The organism is Burkholderia territorii, from assembly GCF_001718335.1.
Classification (GTDB): domain Bacteria; phylum Pseudomonadota; class Gammaproteobacteria; order Burkholderiales; family Burkholderiaceae; genus Burkholderia; species Burkholderia territorii.
In genome coordinates, this window is sequence record NZ_CP013365.1 from 840,136 (window position 1) to 861,590 (window position 21,455).

Genomic DNA, 21,455 nt, shown 5'->3' on the forward strand with positions numbered 1-21,455 from the left:
TCTACAGGAAATTGCCGGCCGGCGCACGACGCGCGGCGGCGCGAATTCGAGAGCGGTGTCGCGCCGCGCGGCATGCGTCGCGCCCGGCGCGGCACGTCTCCGGAGTCTTATTCGCGGGGTTGCGGTCCCGCATGCGCGATCCACTCGATGCCCGAGATCGAGCCGTTCGCGTCGTGCGACGCGACGAGAATGCGCGACGTGCGCCGCGCGCCGCGCCGGCGAGCGCCCGCGAGCGCGCTCGGCGGCACCGAGCGCATCTTCACGCTGGCCGAGCGCCGCAGCATCTTGGACACGCGCAACCGGTACGCGAGCGGATGCACGACGCGTCCCGCGATCAGCCACGTGACGATCGTGCCGGCGATCAGCGCGATGCTCGTCACGTAGAACACGATCTGCTCGATCGGCATCTCGGCCTCGTTGAATGGCAGCAGGTAGCGGTACGTGTAGATGCAGATCGATGCCCACACGCCCCCGACCAGCGCGGGCCGCACGAGGCGGAACCACGCGACCAGCACGGGGCCGACGATGCCGCCGCGTTCCGCGATCATTTCGCGCGGAGCGCGCAGGGAGAGGTCAATAATCGGCGCGTTCTTCATGTTGAATGCCTCGGTCGGGACTGACCCAAACGGCGCGCTTGCCGCGGCCCCGCAATACGACGGCGGGCAGGGCGACGACGGTGGTGATCATGCTGATCAACCAGAACGCGACGGGGTACCAGACGGTGTCAAGGAAGTACATCAGGAGTTTTTCGTCGTAACGACGATCGATCATGCTGCCGATGATCAGCTGCAGGATGCAGGTCGCGACCAGCAGCATCCCGTGCCAGTGCGGCACCACGGACACATGCCAGTTCGGCGGAAGCGGGTAGACGACGTCGATTACCGCGAGCAGCAGGATGAACGACATCGAATAGGCCCATGCGATGCCGATCAGGTACTCGACGAACAGCGGCCACATCATCATCTGCGTCGGCCGCGCGAGCGTGCCCGCGTACTTGAGCAGCACCTGGATGCCGCCCTTCGCCCAACGCAGCCGCTGCCGGTAGAGCCCTTTCAGCGTCTCGGGCATCAGGATCCAGCTGAGCGCGTGCGGCTCGTACACGACGCGCCAGTCGCGGCACTGCAGCTTCCAGCTGATGTCGATGTCCTCGGTCAGCATGTCCGAGCTCCAGTAGCCGACATCGGCGAGCGCGGTCTTGCGGAACATCGTGATCACGCCCGACACCGTGAAGATGCGGCCGTACACCTGCTGCGTGCGCTTGATGAGCCCGACGATCGACGAGAATTCGCCGACCTGCATGCGCCCGAGCAACGACGTGCGCGTGCGGATGCGCGGGTTGCCGGTGACCGCGCCGACGCCCGGATCGGTCAGGAAGTGCTCGAGCATCCAGCCGATCGCGTCGTGCGCGAGCAGCGCGTCGCCGTCGATGCAGAGCAGGTACTCCGCGTTCGACACGGCCGCCGCGGTGGTGAGCCCGACCGCCTTGCCTTCGTTGCGCGCGTGATGGATCACCAGCAGCCGCGGGATCTCGACGGCCAGCTCGTTGAGGATGTCGCCAGTGTTGTCCTTGCTGCCGTCGTTGACCGCGATGATGTCGTAATTCGGGTAGTCCATCGCGTCCAGGTGGCGGATCACGCTGCGCGCGTTCGCCGCCTCGTTGAAGCACGGCACGACGATCGAGATCTTCGGGATTCCGCTCGCGGCGATCGTGCGCGTCGACAGCCGGCGGCCTTCCTCCAGCAGGAAGTAATGAACGACGCCGCCGATCATCCACAGATACGACATGAAGAACGGATAGTAGAAGACGAAATCCTGCAGGCGCTGGATGATGCTGTGGCTGGTCATGGCGTCTTGGTCCCCTGCGCATGCTGCATCTGCATCAGCGCGTTGATCGAGGTCGGATCGAGGCGCGACTTCAGCGACATCACGTCGCGCATCGCGTCGAGCTCCGGCTGGCCGTTCAGGAAGTTGTCCGGGTAGTAGCCGAAATTCACCGCGCCCTCGCTGCGCAACCGCCGCATCTGCGCGAGCAGCGTGCGGGCCGGCACGTCCTTGTGCGCGTGCCAGTCGTACGATTGCAGTTCGAACACGGTGCGCTGCAGCCCGCGCTGTTTCGCGCGCACCGCCTTCACGAGCTGGTCCAGCCAGCCTTCGGGGTCTTTCGCCTGCTCCATGTACGGCATCGCCATCAGCGCGACGTAGTCGTAGGCGGCAAGGAAATCGTCGTAGTTCTGCGCATACCACGCTTCCGACTCGGGCTTGAGCACCGGCATCGCGAAGATGTTGCGTGCGGTCAGCACGTCGCCGATGTTCTGGTGGGCCAGCACGATCTGCGCGAGCTGCCGCGTCATGTCGATCAGGTAGCGCGACTTCTGGCGCGTCCAGCGCTTCATCAGGTCGGGGTTCTCGCGAATCTTGCCGACATCGGCCGGCAGCCCCCACTGGGAATAGGTTCGCAGCGCATGCCGGCCCGCATCCTCGTAGTCGTCGAGCACGGCGTCGTCGCTGAACAGGATGCCGCTGAACGACGCGTGCTTGCTGAGATCCTCGTAGATCTGCTGGATCATCAGCCGCGCTTCCGGATCGAACGGGCTCAGCCGGAACACGCGCGAACCGTTCTCGCGGGGCGGCGCGCCGCCGTATGCGCTGACGGCTTCGAGCCCGCGCTGCTTGTCGGCCGGGGGCCGGAACGCGAGCACCGGCATCCATGCGTACACCTGCACGTTGGAGCGCGTGTTGAGTTGCCACGCGGCACGCGAGAACAGGTCCGAGCGCATCGGCAGGTGCCGGTTCGGGAAATACACCGCCTCGGCCACGCCCGTGCCCTTCGGGTCCGCATACGCCTGCAGGTACACCGATTTCGGCTGCATCCGGTAGATGCGCTCGATCAGCTTGCCGAGATTCGCCTCCTGCCGCGCGGGATCCGGGTCGTAGACCTGGTCGAGATCGACCTGCACGATGCGCTCGGGCACGTCGACGTCGCCGCGGTTGGACGCCGGCTCGCGCATCGAGCGCTCGAACCCGCCGATGTCGACGTCGTACATCATCAGGATGCGCCTGAGCCGGTCCAGCGGCACGTCCGGCGTATTCGGGCCGGCATCGAGGCTGAACTGGATATCCATGCCGAGCGACGTCGAGATCTGGCGCACGGGCTGGTTTTCCGCGCCGTACGGCCACACCATCGAGCGTGCGACGAGGCCGGTGTGCTCGCGAATCTGACGCACGCAGGTCTGCAGGTCGTCATGCACGCGGGCGTGGAATTCCGCGTCCGTTTCATAGCGTTTCTGATCTTGCAGGTACAGATGCGACGTCGTCGCCGGCAACTCGTTGCCTTGCGGATTCGCGATCGCGCCATGATGGAGGTTGTGAGTGTGGCAGCCGAGCTCGACGAATTCCGACTGGCCGAGTTTCTTCACTTCGTCCCACGACAGGAAGTAGTCGCGCGGCACCTGGACCTTGTCGCTGATGCGGATCGGCGTATCCGCCGGTGTGTCGATCCACGCGGTGACGATGCCCATGACGGCCGGATACTTGAAGCGTTCGAGCAGCGGCAGCACCTTCGTGTAGTGGCTGCGAAAGCCGTCGTCGAACGTGAGCAGCACCGCGCGCGGCGGCAATGGCCTGCCGCCGTGCCGCGATTCCTCGATCTGCTTGACCGTGATGGTGTGGTAGTTGTTGGTCTGCAGCCACGAGAAGATCGCGGTCAGCGTGCCGGTATCGACCGCGAACGGATCGACCAGCGCCGTCGGCGACGAAAACGACGCCATCAGGTTGTCGCGCACGTCGTGCATGCAGATCACGCGGAACGTCTTGCCGTCGGCCGGATCGGACGGCGGCAGCAGGTCGATCATTCGGGCGTTCGACACGCCCGGGAACAGCGAACAGGCGGCGAACGTGCCGAGACATCCGCACATGAAGGTCCGTCTGGATTGCATTACGCGAACTCCTTGCTAGAACGGCAGATTGACTGACAGGAAGCCGGTTTCCGAGCGCTCGCGCTGGCCGTCATACGCGTGGCTGCTGACTTCGATGCCATAGCTCAGCGTGATGTCGTGCTTGAACGTCCATGCGTGCTCGAGACGCGCGCTCCACAGTGGGCTGCTGCCGAAGCCGCGCTCGTTGTACACGCCGCCCGACGCCGACAGGCGCTGCTGGAGCGACATGTCACCCTTCTTCCACAGCGTCAGCTGGTGCATGACGGTCGCCGCGGCCGCGTAGTCGCGGCCCGGGCTGAAGTAGGGCGCGTCGTTACGCGTGTTGCTGTCGGTGCCGAGATCCAGCGATACGTTGACGAGCTGGTTGGCGGACGTGTACACGCGCTGCGTGGCGGTTGCCGTGATTTCCTGATGCAGGTTCGAGTCGCTGTACCGGCTCACGCCGTAGCTCAGCTTGACCTCGCGACGGTCGTTCTGGCGATACACGACCGAGACGTTCGCCGAGCGTCCCCAGATGTGCGCGGCATACGCCTTCCACGGCAGCGAGTTGTCGTTGGTGTCGAGCCCGGCGCTGACCGTCCAGTAGTCGTTCAGCGCATACGCGATCGACCCGCGCCCGCCGGTGCGGCCGTCGGAGCCGAACGAGCGCGTGACCTCGGCCTGCACGGTGAGCGGCCCGTGCCGGTAGTCGCCGCCGACGCCCGTGCGCGTGCGCTTGATGTTGCCGGAGTCGGTCTGCGCATAGCCGAAGAACGTGTGCGAGAAGACGCGCCAGTTGTCGCCGAACGGTTGCGAGTACACATAGCTGTCGGACGTGAAGCTGTTGTCGGCCAGCGCGCTGTTGCCGTGCTCGTAACTCAGGTCGGTCGTGAACACCGGGCTGCGGTATGCCTTGTAGTCGCGCTTGAACCCGCGCACGGCACCGCTGTCGGGGAATACGTTGTCGACGGTCTGGTCGACGTACTTCGCGGTCGCGTAGTCGTCCGCCACGAGCGCCGCGCGGCCGAGGCCGGCGAGCATTTCGACGCTGTCCGGGTGGTCGGTCAGCGACGCGCGATACATCGCGATCGCCTGGCGCGGATGCGACTGACCCGACACCGCATCCGCGTGCGCGGCACGGACCTCCGCGTTGAACGGTACCTGTTGCTCGAGCTGCTCGAGCGCGGCGATCCCTTCGTCGACGTGGCCCGTGTAGATCAGGTACTGCGCGCGCAGCCGGTAGTAGCGCAGAAAGTCGCTTTCTTCCGGACCGTAGTTGCGCACCTCCTTGGCCGGCGGCAGCGACTTCTCGATGTCGTCGAGCACCTGTTTCGCCTCCGCCGCGCGCCCCTGGTCGACGTATGACCAGAACAGCCCTTCGCGCAGCTCGATCGCACGCGTGCGCGCGCCGTACTGGAAGCCGCGGGTCGCGCGGTCGGTCGGCGCCGCGGTCGCCTGCTTCAGCGCGCGCTGGTATACGACGTTCGCCTTCGCCGGTTCGCTCAGGTACAGATAGGCGTCCCCGACGGCGGCCAGCGCGTCGATCGAAATCTCCGCGTCGGGCGGAATCGTCTCGAACGTGGTGACGGCCTTCGTCATGTCGCCGCGCGCCGCATACGCGACCGTGCGGTCGCCCGCGAGCGCCGTCCTGACCGGCGAATATTCCGGCGTCGCGGGCATCCGCTTGTCGAGGTCGTCCGCTGCGCGCAGTGCGCTATCGATGCCGTCGAAGCGATCGGCACTCGTCATCGAGCGGGACTTGTCGCGTCCGCCGCGCACCTGCTGGCGGATCGACAGTTCTTCCAGTTGCGCGACGTCGACGGCGGAGAACGCATCGGGCCGTGCCTTCGCTTCTTCGAGCGCCTTGATCGCGCCGCCGCTCGCCGCGAGGCCGAACACGTCGTTGCGAACGGTCGGCACGTCGGCGGTACGCAGATTCGGCGCCTGGGCATTCGGCGCTTCGACGTCGGGGCCTTGCGATCGTTGCGTCGGCTCGCCCGGTAGCTGCGCGCCGGGCGTCTGCGAATTCGGCGTCGCGGACGGCGCGGGTGGCGAGCTCTGGGTCGGGGTGACGGGCGCGGGCGAGCCCGGCATCGGCGTGCCGGATGCCTGCGCGGTTTGCGTCGGCGCGTTCGGCGGTGCGGTGGGCGCGGCCTGTGCGAGTTGCGCTGGTTGCCGCTGCGGCTCCGATGCATGCGCGGGGCCGGCTGCGGAAGCGGTCGCCGGTGTGCCGGACGTTGCCGCGGCGGCTTGCGCCGGTGTGTCGGGTGGCTGCGGATTCGCGGCCTGCGCGATACCGATCGGTACGTCCGACGGCTGCGCGCTCGGGGCCGGCGTGTTCGTCGGCGCAGAGTCGGGCGGCTCGGCAAGCTGCACCGGGGCATTCGGCGTCGGCGGGGTATCGGTCGCCTGGGCGATCCGGAGCGGCGTGCTCGACGCCTGTGCGTCCGGCGCCGGTTCGGCCGGTTGCGCGGCGTTCGGATCCACCACGACCGTGGTCGGCATCGTCTGCGGTTGCGGGTCGGACAGCTGCGCGAGCTGCATCGACGCATCCGACGCCTGCGCGATCGGCGTCGGCGCTTGCGGGGGCAGCGCGTTGCGGTCCTGCGCAATATCGAGTGACGCCGCCGTCGGCTGCATGTCGGGCGGCGGTGCGTCCGCTGCGCCGCGCGTCCCGGCAATTTCGCTTGCGCCGCGCGGGTCCGCGTCGCCTTCGGCGGCAAGACAGGAGCCGGACGCGACGAGCAGCAACAGCAATGGCGCATGCAGGAGGATCCGTCGGTTGGACGGAGCGGCGGTGGTGCATTGTTGTCTACGATTGTTAGCCACGATGTCTCCTCACTCTGAAACGGTCACATCGGTTGCACGCCCGACGATGCGTGTCGCCGGTCGTCGGGCCGCCGTGCAGCGAGGCCCGACGGCATCCGGCCGGTTCACAGGCGGTTGCGGATCGCTTGTCCAAGCAGCGCGCGCGATTCGCTGTTCGTCGGGTCGATGGCGAGCGCGCGGCTCGCGTTCTGCTCCACGCAGTTCCATTCGTCGATCCGTGCGCACCAGCGCGCCTTCGCCAGTGCGCGCGCGCCCTCCAGTTCGTCGCGCGTGACGCTGGTGGCCTCCATGTGCGCCGAGTCGGCGATATACGATTGCGGTTCTCGTCGCGGCGCGGGGTCGGTGTGTTTTTTCATGCGGGCCAGCGTCTGCGAACGGGACGTCCGGTGCGTGTCGCCTGGGCGCGCGGCGCGGCTGCTCGTCGATGCGGCCTGCGCATTGGCCGCGAGCGCCGTGGACGGCGCATGCGCACGGCGCGGATGTTGCGTGGCGGGGCGGGCGGTCGTCCGGGGCGGCGCATTCGGTTCTGCCGCGGCCGACATCGCAGGCGTTGCCGACGCAGGCGGAGCGCCCACCACGGAAGGCGTCACCGGTTCGGCCGGGGCGACGCTGGATGCCGCGCCGGAGGTGTCGGCCGTCGCGGCCGTGATGGCGTTGCGATACTTGCCGACGGCTGTGCCGATCATGTCGGCGATATCGTGCGTCACGGTTGCATGACCGACTCTCGCGTCCCGCTCGACGTAGGCGAAGCCGCCGAAGATCGCGGCAAACGCAATGATGCTGAGTGCCGCATTCTTTCCGGGGCCCCACGCGGGCTTCGGCTGACGGACGGGCGAGCCGTCCGGTCGTTCTGCACGAGTCATTCAATCCTCCTCGATCGATGGGTTGCGTGTGCACGCCGCGAGTGCGTGCCATCGCCACGCGGATCGGGCCGCGTTCACCAGCGCAACTGCGTCGTGAGCGCACCTGTTTCGACGACCGCGAACTGGGTGGAGCCCTGATAGGTTCCCTCGACCCGGTAACTTGCATCGGGCACGCTGAACAGACAGCGCGACCCCGTCGCCTTGAATTCGACGAGCACGCGGCCGTGCCGCCGCAGCCGCACCTGCACGTTCGACAGCGGCTGCCCGTTCGAGCCCGATACGAACGACACGCCGAGGTTGTACGGACGGCCATCCGGCGGAAGCGGTGCCGTGCCGTCGATTCGCGCGTCGCCGCAGATATACGAAATCACGTATCGGCCGGCATCGGCGTCGGACGAGGGCGGTGTCGGGACCTGGGTCTGGGCCACGGCATGGATGCAGAGCATGGATACGACGATGCCGAGGAGCGGGCGAGCATGCTGTTCGAACGACGAAGACATTCCAACCTCCATCCGAAATCGCTGGCAGCACATTTATTCCGATCTGAAATTACGGCGTTCTTTTCAAGACATGCTATTGATACACGATGGGTTTTGAACAAACAATCGCGTGTGGCCCGAACGGAACACGTTTTAAATGTCTTATTTAAATAGGATTGGGACTAATTCGACGAAATGGCTCAACACTGAACAAAGTCGATATTGCCGAACATGAAATTTGCTCACCGGTAGCGATGACCAGTTCGCAAATTTCGGACATAAGTGGTACCGAAGTTTGTGCCGAAAAATAACGACTGATAAAAGGAAGAGTTGCCTCTGTCATCGAGACGTCTTGATGAATCCTGGAGCACAGATGAGATAAGTCCATGACGCCGACATGACCTTTTTCGGCGAGAATGTCGTTACATGAAAATCGAAACTTTTGATGTGTTGTGTAACAGGTTATTTCCGTCATCTGAATCGGCGATTTGCCCGGATTCGCAAACGTTTGGCGATTTATGGAATTGATCGGGTGTGCGGAACGTATATTGAAGTGGAAGCAGGATCGGAAAATGCTTCGCGACGGCGGGCGTAATAACCGAACGCCGCGCGAAATGCAATCCGCGCGGCGTTCAGTCGAGTCGGGCGATGACGGACGGTGAGAAGCGTTACCGGCTGCCGCCGACGCTGCGGCGCGCGACGCGCACGACAGGCTCGGTCGACTGCCCGGTCGTGCGGGCGGCGTCGGCCGCGACGCGCGGCCGATTCATGATGTAGGTCCACAACTGTTCGGCTGCCAGCCCGCGTTTGCGCGCGGACCGGTACAGGCGAATCTCGAGCTCGGTGATCCAGTCCGCCGAGCCCGCGCGAACGAGCGAACCGTCCGCGAGTTCCTTCGCCACGCAGCTTTCGGGCAGCCAGCCGATCCCGTGCCCGGCCACGACCATTCCCTTCAGTGCCTCGGACATGTGCGTCTCGAAGCAGCGGTGCAGCGCATACGATTCGGACGCGTTGAGCAGCAGCATCTCGACGACGTTCCCGAGGAACGCGCCCGACGAATACGCGAGGAGCGGCAGCGGTGCGTCCGGCGTGCCGGGCAGTTCGAACACCGGCTTGCCGCGCGCATCCGGCGTCGACACCGGCAGGATCCGCTCGACGCCGAGCGTGATGAACGGGAAATGGTTCGGGTCCAGCACGATCGGCAGTTGCGGATGGTGATAGCCGAGCAACAGGTCGCATTCACCTTCGACGAGCTGCTGCACGCCTTCGGGCACGTTCACCGCATTGACGCGCGCGGTCACGTGGCCGACTTCGCCGTTCAACTGCTTGAGCCATTCGGGAAACAGCGTGAACACGAGCGTATGCGCGACGGCGAAGCGCACGACCTGGTCGCTTGCCGCGAACTGGTCGTATCCGTTCACGAGGTTGCGCGCCGCATACATGCTTCGCAGGATGTCGGCGGCCAGCCCGCGGAACATCTGCCCGGCCGGCGTCAGCGCGATCGGGTTGATGCTGCGATCGACCAGCTTCGCGTCCATCCATGTTTCGAGTGAGGCGATTCGTCTGCTGAATGCCGACTGCGTGAGGTGCCGATGACGTGCGGCGCGGGAAAAGCTCTTGGTATCCGCAAGGCTCAGGAAATCTTCCAGCCACTTTGCTTCCATTTCGATCTTCGCTTTTTATAGTCGGCGCCGGAAGGGCGGCGCCGTTTCACTGAACCGGTTTTGTAGCGTACCGCGCCTTGCGCATGCGGGCCGATGTTTTTTTTCGATCGGTGTCAGTCGAAATATGCATGGGCGTTGTCGGCGGCATTACGGCTGCATACGTTTGAGGTGCCGGACCCGGCTAACCGGTTGGTTCACCGCGTCGAATTGCCCGACCTGCCGCAGACGGTACTTCCCCCAAGGGCCGGCCGCGCACCGCGTGCGCCGGCCCGCCTTTCCGCTGTTCCGCACAGGCAACCGAAGGATGTGGCGCACTCCCCGCCGCGGTGCAGGCGGGGCTGTCGCGACGGGTCGCCGATGCCGTGTCGCCGGTTCGCTGCGATGCGGCAACGCGAGCATGGGCAAGCGCGCCGTCAGGGAAAGGATTGGTGCAGTGCAGATTGCACAATCGTGACACGCAGGGGAACCATGCTGGCAGGCACGGTGCCGCAGGAGCGGCGGGAGCGTCATCGCACGCGTCTGGCGCGTGCTGCGTCGCGCGCTGCACCATGGTGGTGCGGCGTGCCGCAGCGGTGTGCGGGGCGCGCGCGACACAAGGGAGGACCTGAGGGGATATCGCAAGGCACGTTCCTTGCAAGATAGCGAATACGCCGGTCCGGCATGCGCAATGCCGGGGAAAACGATCGACGGAGAAGAGATCGATGAAGCCATTCGATGAAATGCTGCAATCCGGCGACATGGTGAGGGCGCCTTACGCGCGCCTCAAGCAATGGCTCGACACGCAGAACCCTGCGAGCCTCGCCCAGAAGGCCCACGATGCGGAAGGCGTGTTCCGCAGGACGGGCATCACGTTCGCCGTGTACGGCGACGCGCAGGCCGCCGAGCGGCTGATTCCGTTCGACATCGTGCCGAGGATCATCTCGGGTGCGGAATGGAGCCGGCTGTCGCTCGGCATCGAGCAGCGCGTGATGGCGCTCAACGCGTTCCTCGACGACATCTATCACCGCCAGGAGATCGTGCGGGCCGGCATCGTGCCGAAGCACCTGATCGCGCACAACGAGGCGTTCATCCCGGAGATGATCGATTTCCGCCCGCCCGGGAACGTTTACACGCACATCATCGGCGTCGACATCGTGCGCACCGGCGAGAACGAGTTCTACGTGCTGGAGGACAACGCGCGCACGCCGTCGGGCGTGTCGTACATGCTGGAAAACCGCGAGACGATGATGCAGCTCTTCCCCGAGCTGTTCCAGCAGGTCAAGGTGCGCCCGGTCGAGACCTATCCGCAGATGCTGCGGCAGTCGCTCGCGGCCGTGTGCCCGCCGGGCGGCAACGCCGACAACCCGACCATCGCCGTGCTTACGCCCGGCATCCACAATTCGGCGTACTACGAACATTCGTTCCTTGCCGACCAGATGGGCGTGCATCTCGTGGAGGGCAGCGACCTGCAGGTGGTCGACGGCCGCGTCGCGATGCGCACCACCGAAGGCTTCCGGCCGATCGACGTGCTGTACCGCCGCGTCGACGACGCGTTCCTCGATCCGCTCACGTTCCGCCCCGATTCGGTGCTCGGCGTCGCCGGGATCATGGACGTCTACCGCGCCGGCAACATCACGATCGCGAACGCGCCCGGCACCGGCATCGCCGACGACAAGGCGATCTACTCGTACATGCCGGAGATCGTCGAGTTCTACACGGGCCGCAAGGCGCTGCTGGAGAACGTGCCGACCTGGCGCTGCGGCGAGGCCGACAGCCTGAAGTACGTGCTCGACCATCTCGACGAACTGGTCGTGAAGGAAGTGCACGGCTCGGGCGGCTACGGGATGCTGGTCGGCCCGTGCGCATCGAAGGCCGAACTCGAGGCGTTCGCCGCGAAGCTGCGCGCGCGGCCTGCCAACTACATCGCGCAACCCACGCTGGCGTTGTCCACGACGCCGATCCTGACCGAAGCCGGCCTCGCGCCGCGCCACGTCGACCTGCGGCCGTTCGTGCTGGTGTCGGACCGGATCCGCATCACGCCGGGCGGGCTCACGCGCGTCGCGCTGCAGGAGGGATCGCTCGTCGTCAACTCGAGCCAGGGCGGCGGCACCAAGGACACCTGGGTGCTGGCCGACTGAGCCGGGCACGACCGCGCGCGCCGCAGCCGGCGCGCGAACCGAATGAAGACGGAGTGGACACGAGATGCTTCTGGGACGAACTGCGAGCGGTCTCTACTGGATGTACCGCTATATCGAGCGCGCGGAGAACATCGCGCGCATCGTCGATGCCGGGCTGCGGATGGCGCTCACGCGCACGTCCGACGCGCCGGCCGAATGGTCGTCGGTGCTGGTCAGTTCGGGCGCGGACGACGGCTATCGTCAGAAATACGATGCATATGCCGCCGATACCGTGACCGATTACCTGCTGCGCGACCGCGACAACCCGTCGAGCGTGCTGTCGTGCATCGAGGCTGCGCGTTCGAACGCGCGGATGGTGCGCACGGCGCTCACCCGCGAGGCGTGGGAGAGCGTGAACGGCGCGTGGCTCGCGCTGCGCCAGGCGCTCGCGCAGCCGGTGCCGGAGAGCGGGCTGCCGGCAGTGCTCGACGGCGTGAAGCGCGAAACCGCGCTCATTCTCGGCAGCTTCTACAGCACGATGCTGCGCAACGAGATCTTCGATTTCGCGCAGATCGGCGCGTTCGTCGAGCGGGCCGACAACACCGCGCGGATCCTCGACGTGAAATACCACCTGCTGCTGCCGTCGGTGTCGCACGTCGGCACGATCCTCGACAACTACCAGTGGGAGACGATCCTGCGCTGCGTGGCCGCGCACCGTTCGTATCGCTGGGTGTACGACGTGCAGTACAAGCCGATGAACATCGCCGACTACCTGATCCTGAACGGCCGCATGCCGCGTTCGCTGCGCTATTGCTATGGGCGCGTCGTGTCGAGCCTGAATCTGCTCGCGAAGGATTACGGCGTGACACACCCGTGTCACGACACGGCCACGAAGATTCTGCAGATGTTGTCCGACACATCGGTCGAGCGGATCTTCAAGAGCGGCCTGCACGAGTTCCTGACCGACTTCATCGGCCGCAACAACAGCCTCGGGATCGACATCGCCCAGGCGTACAACTTCGATTGAGGCTTGCCATGCGACTCGCCATCCGACACATCTCGCGTTATCAGTTCGACGATCAAGCGACCCATGCGCTGCAACGGCTGCGGCTGCGCCCGCAATCGGGGCCGGGGCAGACGGTGCGCGCGTGGCAGGTCACGATCGACGGCGTCGAGCCGGCGCTGTCCTACACGGACGGGCTCGGCAACCGCATCGACCTCGTGCGGCACGACCGCGGCGCGAAGAACGAGATCGTCGTGATCGCGGCCGGCGTCGTCGAGACGCAGGACCGCGCCGGCATTCTCGGCAATCCCGAGGGTTATGCGCCGCCGTGGATCTTCGAGCGCGAGACCGCATTCACGAAGGCCGGCGACACCGTGCGCGCGCTCACGCAGGCACTGCCGATCGAGCCGCGCAGCCTCGACGCGCTGCACTGGCTGATGACGGAAGTGCACGGCCGCATCGCATACGCGCCGAACTTGGCCGATGCGCCGGTCGATGCCGAAACCGCGCTGCAAAGCGGCGAGGGCACCAGCCGCGATCACGCGCATGCGTTCATCGCGGCCGCGCGCGCGCTGAAGGTGCCCGCGCGCTACATCTCCGGCTACGTTCTTGCCGACAGCGCGATGCAACGCATCGCCGACGCGAAACAGAGCGCCGCCGGCGACGAGGAAGAGGAGGCGCTCGCGCTGCAGACGGGCGACGGCATGCAGCAGATGCTCGGCGCATCGCACGCCGCGCAGTCGCAGGGATTGCCGCAGGCGGCGCTCGGCGGGCAACCGCAGGCGGCCGCGCTGATGCAGCAGCCTGCCGGTCATGCGTGGGCGGAGGCCTACGTCGAAGGGCTCGGCTGGGTCGGCTTCGATCCGTTCATGAACCGCTGCCCGGACGAGCGCTACGTGCGTATCGCGGTCGGCCTCGACGCTCGCGACGCGCAACCGGTGACGGGACTCGGCGCGAGCACCGTCGGCGTCGAGATCAGTGTCGTGCAGTCGCCGGAACTCGTCTGACGCACTCCTTCGCCGAATCCGCCGTGCCGTGCCGCCGCAGCGACGGCGACGCGGCGCGCGCGGCCGGCCCAACCCGAACCGAGCGGCTCTCCCATGCCCATCCACGTCGCGCTGCATCACACCACCCGCTACCGCTACGACCGGCCCGTCAACCTCGGTCCGCAGATCGTGCGGCTGCGGCCCGCGCCGCACTGCCGGACGCCGATCGTCGCGTATTCGATGACGGTCGAGCCCGCGCAGCACTTCATCAACTGGCAGCAGGATCCGTTCTCGAACTATCTCGCGCGGCTCGTATTTCCGGAACGCACCGAACACTTCGAGATCACGATCGACCTCGTTGCCGAGATGTCGGTGTACAACCCGTTCGACTTCTTTCTGGAAGCGAGCGCCGAGCAATATCCGTTCGACTATGACGATGCGCTGAAGACCGAACTCGCGCCGTACCTCGCATGCGATCCGCAGACGAGCGCCGCGCCGCTGTTCCGCGCGTACCTCGACGGCGTCGACCGCACGCCGGCCGGCACCGTGAACTTCCTCGTCGCGCTGAACCAGCAGTTGCAGCACGACATCGGCTATCTGGTGCGGATGGAGCCGGGCGTGCAGACGCCCGAGCAGACGCTCGAGCTCGCGTCCGGATCGTGCCGCGACAGCGCATGGCTGCTCGTGCAGCTGTGCCGGCATCTCGGCATCGCAGCGCGTTTCGTGTCCGGCTACCTGATCCAGCTCACGCCCGACGTGAAGGCGCTCGACGGCCCGAGCGGCACGTCCGTCGACTTCACCGACCTGCATGCATGGTGCGAAGTCTATCTGCCGGGCGCCGGCTGGATCGGCTTCGATCCGACCTCGGGCCTGCTCGCCGGCGAAGGGCACATCCCGCTCGCGTGCACGCCGCAGCCGACGAGCGCGGCGCCGGTCGAAGGGCTGATCGACGAATGCGAAGTCGCGTTCGAGCACGAGATGACGGTGACGCGCGTGTACGAATCGCCGCGCGTGACGAAGCCTTATACGGAACAGCAATGGGAGGGCGTGCTGGCGCTCGGCGCACGCGTCGACGGCGCGCTGAATGCCGGCGATGTGCGGCTGACGCAAGGCGGCGAGCCGACCTTCGTGTCGATCGACGATCGCGACGGCGCCGAATGGAACACGGATGCGCTCGGCCCGACCAAGCGCGGTTACGCGACCGAGCTCGTGCAGCGGCTGCGCGCCGAATACGGCGAAGGCGGCTTCCTGCATTTCGGGCAGGGCAAGTGGTACCCCGGCGAGCAGTTGCCGCGCTGGGCGCTGTCGATCTTCTGGCGCGCCGACGGCCAGCCCGTATGGCACGATCCGTCGCTGTTCGCCGACGAGCGCGAGCCGTCCGCATACACGACCGACGACGCGAAGCGTTTCATCGACGCGCTGGCCGCGCGGCTCGGACTGACCGACGAATTCGTGCGGCCCGGCTACGAGGATGTCTGGTACTACCTGTGGCGCGAGCGCCGGCTGCCCGTCAACGTCGATCCGTTCGATTCGCGGCTCGACGACGAACTCGAACGCGCGCGGCTGCGCAAGGTGTTCGACCAGCAGCTCGACAGCGTGGTCGGCTACGTGCTGCCGATCAAGCGCGCGGACGACGTGTCGGGCCGCGATCGGTCGGGCCGCGATCGGTCGGGCCGCGATCGGTCGGGCCTCGACGGCCCGCGCTGGCAGACGGGCCCGTGGTTCTTCCGCGACGAGCGGATGTACCTCGTGCCCGGCGATTCGCCGATGGGCTATCGGCTGCCGCTCGATTCGCTGCCGTGGGTCGCCGGTGCCGACTATCCGTACCTGATCGAACGCGACCCGTTCGCGCCGCGCGACGCGCTGCCGGACGCGGCCGCGTTCCGCGCGCGTCATGCGGGCACTGCCGACGCGCCGCGCTACCTGGCCGGCGCGCATCGCGAAGCCCCCGTGCAAACGGTCATGCAGTGGCGCAGCGACGGCACGGCCGCCGGCGGACGGCACGCGCACGGCACGCCGGACGCGCAGCGCCGCCCCGAGCGCTTCGAATCGGCCGCATGGATCACGCGTACCGCGCTGTGCGCCGAAGTGCGCAACGGCATCCTGTACCTGTTCATGCCGCCGCTGGCCGCGCTCGAGGACTATCTCGACCTGCTCGCCGCGATCGAGCTGACCGCGCACGCGCTCGGCGTGAAACTCGTGCTCGAAGGCTATCCGCCGCCGCGCGATGCACGGCTCAAGGTGTTGCAAGTCACGCCCGATCCCGGCGTGATCGAGGTCAACATCCATCCGGCGCGCAGCTTCGACGAACTCGTCGGCCAGACCGAATTCCTGTACGACGCCGCGTGGCAGACGCGCCTGTCCAGCGAGAAGTTCATGGTCGACGGCCGGCACGTCGGCACGGGCGGCGGCAACCACTTCGTGCTCGGCGGCGCGACGCCGGCCGACAGCCCGTTCCTGCGCCGACCGGACCTGCTCGCGAGCCTGATCGCTTACTGGCACAACCATCCGTCGCTGTCCTACCTGTTCTCGGGATTGTTCATCGGTCCGACGAGTCAGGCGCCGCGCGTCGACGAGGCACGCAACGACCAGGTCTACGAGCTCGACATCGCATTCGCGGAAATCCAGCGCAACAAGCTGCTGTACGGGCAGGACATGCCGCCGTGGCTCGTCGACCGCGTGCTGCGCAACCTGCTGATCGACGTGACCGGCAACACGCACCGCAGCGAGTTCTGCATCGACAAGCTGTACTCGCCCGATTCCCCGACCGGAAGGCTCGGCCTGCTCGAGCTGCGCGCGTTCGAGATGCCGCCGCATGCGCGGATGAGCATCGTGCAGCAACTGTTGCTGCGCGCGCTGGTCGCGCGCTTCTGGGCCGCGCCGTACACGACGCCGCTCACGCGCTGGGGCACCGCGCTGCACGATCGCTTCATGCTGCCCGCGTTCCTGAAGATGGATTTCGACGACGTGCTGGCCGAGCTGCGCGACGCCGGGTTCGCGTTCGATGCGGCCTGGTTCGCGCCGCATTTCGAATTCCGCTTCCCGCTGTTCGGCCAGATCGCGGTGAACGGGATGCAACTGTCGCTGCGCGGCGCGCTGGAGCCGTGGCACGTGATGGGTGAGGAGGGCGCGATCGGCGGCACGGTGCGCTACGTCGATTCGTCGGTCGAGCGGCTCGAAGTGCGCGTGACCGGCCTGAACGACAACCGGCACGTGGTGACCGTCAACGGCCGCGCGCTGCCGCTGCAGCCGACCGGCACCGTCGGCGAATACGTCGCCGGCGTGCGCTACAAGGCATGGGCGCCGCCGTCGGCGCTGCACCCGACCATCGGCGTGCATGCGCCGCTCACGTTCGACATCGTCGATACGTGGCTGCAACGCTCGCTCGGCGGCTGTCGGTATCACGTCGCGCATCCGGGCGGGCGCAACTACGCGACGTTCCCGATCAACGCATACGAGGCCGAGAGCCGCCGGCTCGCGCGCTTCGTCGCGATGGGGCACACGCCGGGTCGGATGGACGTCGCGGCTGCCGCGCCGAGCCGCGAATTCCCGTTCACGCTCGACCTGCGACGGCCGTGATTCCCCGATGAAAGGACGGACGACGATGCGCGGTTCGCGACCTCCCGGCCCGCCGGCCGATGGCGGCGACGCCGCAGTGCTAGGATGCGGACAGAACGCGGCCGCCCGTCGCGTCCGCCGTGCCGGGCCGCCGGTGCGGCGGCGCGCGGGCGCGTCCGCTTCCTGACGACGGAACGATACCGACCGTGCCGCCCATTCACCCCGACGATCTCGCCGACGCCGACGCGATGCCCACGCTTTTCGATACCGGCGCGCAGCCGGATGCCGCGGAACTGGCCGCCGCGCTCGCGGCGCCGGCCGCGGCCGGCCGCTACGACGAACTGCGCGGCAGCGCCGCCGGCCTCGCCGCGCCGCTGCTCGCACCCGCATGGCGCAGCTTCTTCACGTCGATCGGCAGCGACGGCGTGGCCGACCTCGACCGCCGCGCCGACGCGCTGCAGCGCCGAATGCGCGAGAACGGCCTGTTCTACCAGCTCCACGAACAACGCGCGGGCGACGGCGCGGCCGGCCCGTGGTCGCTCGACCTGCTGCCGCTGATCGTCACGCCCGAGGACTGGGTGGCGATCGAGCGCGGCGTGCTGCAGCGCGTGCGGCTGCTGAACGCGACGATGACCGACCTGTACGGGCCGCAGACGATCCTGCAGCGCGGCCTGCTGCCGCCCGCGCTCGTGACCGGGCATCCGGGCTACCTGCGCGCGATGCGCGGCGCACGCGTGCCGGGCGACACGTGGCTGCACGTCGTCGCGTTCGACCTCGCGCGCGGCCCCGACGGGCAATGGCGGATGGTCGCGCAGCACACGCAGGGCGCCGCCGGCCTCGGCTATCTGCTCGAGAACCGGCTGATCGTGTCGCGGCTGTTTCCGCGCGGCTTCCGCGGGCTGCGCGTGCAGCGGCTCGCGTCCGCATACCGGTCGCTGTTGCAGAGCATGCAGGCGCTCAGCCCCGCGGCCAGGAATTCGCGGATCGTGCTGCTGACGCCGGGGCCGCACAGCGCGACCTACTTCGAACATGCGTATCTCGCGCGCTACCTCGGCCTCACGCTCGTCGAGGGCGGCGACCTGACCGCCCGCGACAACCGTGTATTCCTGAAGACGCTGCGGGGGCTCGAACCCGTGCACGGCATCCTGCGGCGCGTCGACGATGCATGGCTCGATCCGCTCGAACTGCGGCCCGATTCGCTGCTCGGCGTGCCGGGGCTGCTGCAGGCCGTGCGCGCGGGCAACGTGCTGCTCGCGAATGCGCCGGGCTCGGGCTTCCTCGAATCGCCGGGCGTGCTCGGCTTCATGCCTCGCCTCGCGGAAGCGCTGCTGGGCGAAACGCTGACGCTGCCCGCCGTGCATTCGTGGTGGTGCGGCGAGGCGGCGGCGTGCGACGACGCGCTGCCGCAGCTTGCGCGCTGCATCGTGAAGCCGTCGTATCCGGCCGACGTGCAGGCCGGCGGCGCGTTCGATCCGGTGATCGGCGCGCGGCTCACGGCGGCGCAACTGGCCGAATGGCGGGCGCGAATCCTGGCTCGGCCCGAGCATTACACGGTGCAGGCCGACTTGCCGCTGTCGCAGGCGCCCACCTGGCCGGGCCCCGGCGCGTCCGACGGCGCCGGCGGCGCGCGCATCGTACCGAAGCCGCTGCTGCTGCGCGTGTTCGCGCTTGCCGATGGCGCGCAACGCTGGCGACTCCTGCCGGGCGGGCTGTCGCGGGTCGGCACGCGCGATACGCTGTTCAACGCGCCGATGCCGCGCGGCGGCAGCACCGTCGATACGTGGGTGATGACCGAGGGCATCGTCGATTCGACGACGCTGCTGCAAACCCGCCTCGGCCCCGACGACCTCGTCGAGCGCCCGCGCGCGATCGCAAGCCGCGCGGCCGAGAACCTGTTCTGGCTGGGCCGCTACACGGAGCGTGCGACCAACCTGATGCGTCTGGCGCGCGCCGCGCTCGAACGGCTGCGCGGCGAGGACGACGTCGACAGTCCCGCGCATCTCGAGTTGCTCGACACGCTGTGTCGCGACACGGGGCTGATCGCCGCCGACGCGCCGAACGCCGTCGATGCGCCGCGCGCGTTCCAGCATGCGCTGGCAACCTCGTTGACGCGCGGCGCGGACCGCACGTCGGGCATCGCATCGTGCCTGTTCGGGATGCGTGCCGCCGCCGCCGCGATCCGCGAGCGGCTGTCGAGCGATCAATGGCGGCTGATCGACGATGCGACGCAACTGTTCGCCGACAGCGCCGATCATCCGGAAGCCGAGGAGCAAATCGGCAACGAGGCGCTGCAGCTGCTGGAGCGGCTGGGGCTGCTGCTCGGCGCGATCACCGGCGCGCAGACCGACAACATGACGCGCGACGACGGCTGGCGGCTGCTGTCGATCGGCCGGCAGATCGACCGGCTGGATTTCCTGTGCAGCGTGCTGAAGTTCGCGTTCGACGAGGGCGCCGTGCACCGGCAGGACGGTTTCGAGCTCGTGCTGGAGCTGTTCGACAGCACGATCACGTTCCGCTCGCGCTTCCAGCGCGGTTTCGACGTCGCGCCGCTGTTGTCGCTCGTGGTGCTCGACACCGACAACCCGCGTTCGCTCGGCTGGGTCGTGCAGGCGCTGCGCGGCCGGCTGACGAAAGTCGAGCGCAGCGAGGGCTATGCGCTGTCCGAACTGGCCGAGACGATTCCGGACGTGCCCGCCTGGTCGCTGCACGAACTGTGCGAAACCGGCGACGACGGCCGGCACGACAAGCTGCTCGACGCGCTCGACACGACCGCGAAGGCCGTGTGGGAGCTGTCGAACCGGATCGGCGAGCGCTATTTCAGCCACGTGCGCGAGGCGGGCAGGACGCTATGGTGACGCCGAAACACGCAGCGAAGACGCCGCCCGCGGCCGACGCCGGCCGTGCGAAACAGGCGGCAGCGCAAGCCACATCCGCAACGCCGGCTGCCGTCGCGGCCGGCCGCGTGCTGCGCGTCACGCACGACACCGAATACCGCTACGCCGCCCGCGTCGAATCCGCCCAGCACCAGGCGCGGCTCCAGCCGCTCGCGACGCCGCGCCAGCAGGTGCTGTCGTTCGCGCTCGACATCGAGCCCGCGCCGGAAGCGCTCGGCACCGAGATCGACGCGTTCGGCAACGCGCGCGCGTCGTTCGCGCTGAACCAGCCTCACGATGCGCTGCTCGTGCGCAGCCGCAGCACGGTGCGCGTGCGCGCGCCGGTCTGGTCGCAGGGCGCACGCGGTGCGCCGCCGCCCGCGATCGCGCATCCCGACGCCGAACATGCAACGGCATGGGAAGCCGTACGCGACCGCTTGCGGTTTCGTGCCGGACAGCCGTACGACGCGGCGAGCGAGTTCGTGTTCGCGTCGCCGCACGTCGCATGCGATCCCGAGCTGGCCGCGTATGCGGCCGCCAGCTTCACGCCGGGGCGGCCGCTCGTGCAGGCCGCGTGGGACCTGATGCGGCGGATTCACGCCGACTTCGCGTATACGCCGAACAGCACGGACATCACGACGACGGCGCTCGATGCGTTACGGTTGCGCAAGGGCGTCTGTCAGGATTTCGCGCACGTGATGATCGGCGCGCTGCGCTCGCTCGGGCTCGCCGCGCGCTACGTGAGCGGTTATCTGCTCACGCAGCCGCCGCCCGGGCAGCCGCGGCTGATCGGCGCGGATGCATCGCATGCATGGGTCGACGTCTACGATCCGGCGTGGCCTGAAGATGGCGGCTGGCTGCAGCTCGATCCGACCAACGACCGCGCACCCGGCGACGATTACGTGATGCTGTCGATCGGCCGCGACTACGCGGACGTGACACCGCTGCGCGGCGTGATCCGCGGCGGCGGCGCGGACCAGGAGCTGAAGGTCGGCGTGACGGTCGAGCCGCTCGATACGCCGTAGGCCATGCGGCAAGATCGGCGCGGCGCGGCGCCGTGCCGCGCTCGCCGGCCGTTTAAGTCTTCGTTAATACTGCGCGCCTAGCATGGTGATGCCGGCGAGCGCACCAGCCCCTGGTTCGACGCCGGCGGCACGCACGGGTGCGTCGACGTCACGGCGCCGCGCCGT

Annotated in this window: 13 protein-coding genes; 6 read left to right on the plus strand and 7 right to left on the minus strand. The window is 67.7% G+C overall.

Translation table 11 applies throughout. The features are described from left to right. Nucleotides 1-107: 107 nt before the first annotated feature. The 7 genes from WS51_RS03835 to WS51_RS03865 all read right to left on the minus strand — a co-directional run bounded on the left by WS51_RS03835 (nucleotide 108) and on the right by WS51_RS03865 (nucleotide 9,749). A complete protein-coding gene (locus WS51_RS03835; RefSeq protein WP_059450617.1) occupies nucleotides 108-596 on the minus strand; it encodes a hypothetical protein in 489 nt (162 codons plus the stop codon). After that, nucleotides 574-1,845 (minus strand): poly-beta-1,6-N-acetyl-D-glucosamine synthase, encoded by a 1,272-nt coding sequence (gene pgaC, locus WS51_RS03840; protein ID WP_059450616.1) that lies wholly within the window; start codon nucleotides 1,843-1,845, stop codon nucleotides 574-576. Before pgaC ends, WS51_RS03835 begins: the two co-directional genes overlap by 23 nt. Continuing rightward, the gene (gene pgaB / locus WS51_RS03845; protein WP_059507230.1) at nucleotides 1,842-3,935 is read right to left on the minus strand and encodes a poly-beta-1,6-N-acetyl-D-glucosamine N-deacetylase PgaB; all 2,094 of its coding nucleotides are present in this window, start codon (nucleotides 3,933-3,935) and stop codon (nucleotides 1,842-1,844) included. The genes pgaC and pgaB overlap by 4 nt, the downstream gene beginning before the upstream one ends. Nucleotides 3,936-3,950: 15 nt before the next feature. Then, the gene (gene pgaA, locus WS51_RS03850) at nucleotides 3,951-6,743 is read right to left on the minus strand and encodes a poly-beta-1,6 N-acetyl-D-glucosamine export porin PgaA (protein WP_069228624.1); all 2,793 of its coding nucleotides are present in this window, start codon (nucleotides 6,741-6,743) and stop codon (nucleotides 3,951-3,953) included. Between the two features lie 104 nt (nucleotides 6,744-6,847). Beyond that, nucleotides 6,848-7,606 carry a hypothetical protein gene (locus tag WS51_RS03855; protein ID WP_069228625.1) on the minus strand — a complete coding sequence of 253 codons (759 nt, stop codon included), beginning with the start codon at nucleotides 7,604-7,606 and terminating at the stop codon, nucleotides 6,848-6,850. Between the two features lie 74 nt (nucleotides 7,607-7,680). Beyond that, the gene (locus WS51_RS03860) at nucleotides 7,681-8,106 is read right to left on the minus strand and encodes a hypothetical protein (RefSeq protein ID WP_059869482.1); all 426 of its coding nucleotides are present in this window, start codon (nucleotides 8,104-8,106) and stop codon (nucleotides 7,681-7,683) included. A 647-nt stretch (nucleotides 8,107-8,753) separates the two neighbouring features. After that, nucleotides 8,754-9,749 carry a LysR substrate-binding domain-containing protein gene (locus WS51_RS03865; protein WP_059540852.1) on the minus strand — a complete coding sequence of 332 codons (996 nt, stop codon included), beginning with the start codon at nucleotides 9,747-9,749 and terminating at the stop codon, nucleotides 8,754-8,756. Nucleotides 9,750-10,450: 701 nt separating this feature from the next. Between WS51_RS03865 and WS51_RS03870 the strand changes: the two genes are divergently transcribed. The 6 genes from WS51_RS03870 (at nucleotide 10,451) to WS51_RS03895 (ending at nucleotide 21,290) form a co-directional block, all read left to right on the plus strand. Continuing rightward, nucleotides 10,451-11,866, plus strand: coding sequence for a circularly permuted type 2 ATP-grasp protein (locus WS51_RS03870; RefSeq protein WP_059450610.1), 1,416 nt, complete (start codon nucleotides 10,451-10,453; stop codon nucleotides 11,864-11,866). A 64-nt stretch (nucleotides 11,867-11,930) separates the two neighbouring features. Then, a complete protein-coding gene (locus tag WS51_RS03875; RefSeq protein WP_059450609.1) occupies nucleotides 11,931-12,872 on the plus strand; it encodes an alpha-E domain-containing protein in 942 nt (313 codons plus the stop codon). An 8-nt stretch (nucleotides 12,873-12,880) separates the two neighbouring features. Next, a complete protein-coding gene (locus WS51_RS03880; RefSeq protein ID WP_059450608.1) occupies nucleotides 12,881-13,855 on the plus strand; it encodes a transglutaminase family protein in 975 nt (324 codons plus the stop codon). A 93-nt stretch (nucleotides 13,856-13,948) separates the two neighbouring features. Then, nucleotides 13,949-17,413, plus strand: a complete 3,465-nt coding sequence (locus WS51_RS03885) for a transglutaminase family protein (RefSeq protein ID WP_069228626.1) — start codon at nucleotides 13,949-13,951, stop codon at nucleotides 17,411-17,413. 227 nt (nucleotides 17,414-17,640) lie between these two features. Further along, nucleotides 17,641-20,247 carry a circularly permuted type 2 ATP-grasp protein gene (locus tag WS51_RS03890; RefSeq protein ID WP_059507704.1) on the plus strand — a complete coding sequence of 869 codons (2,607 nt, stop codon included), beginning with the start codon at nucleotides 17,641-17,643 and terminating at the stop codon, nucleotides 20,245-20,247. Continuing rightward, nucleotides 20,241-21,290: a transglutaminase family protein gene (locus tag WS51_RS03895; RefSeq protein ID WP_059540866.1), complete on the plus strand. Its 1,050-nt coding sequence runs from the start codon at nucleotides 20,241-20,243 to the stop codon at nucleotides 21,288-21,290. The genes WS51_RS03890 and WS51_RS03895 overlap by 7 nt, the downstream gene beginning before the upstream one ends. The last annotated feature ends 165 nt before the right edge of the window (nucleotides 21,291-21,455 follow it).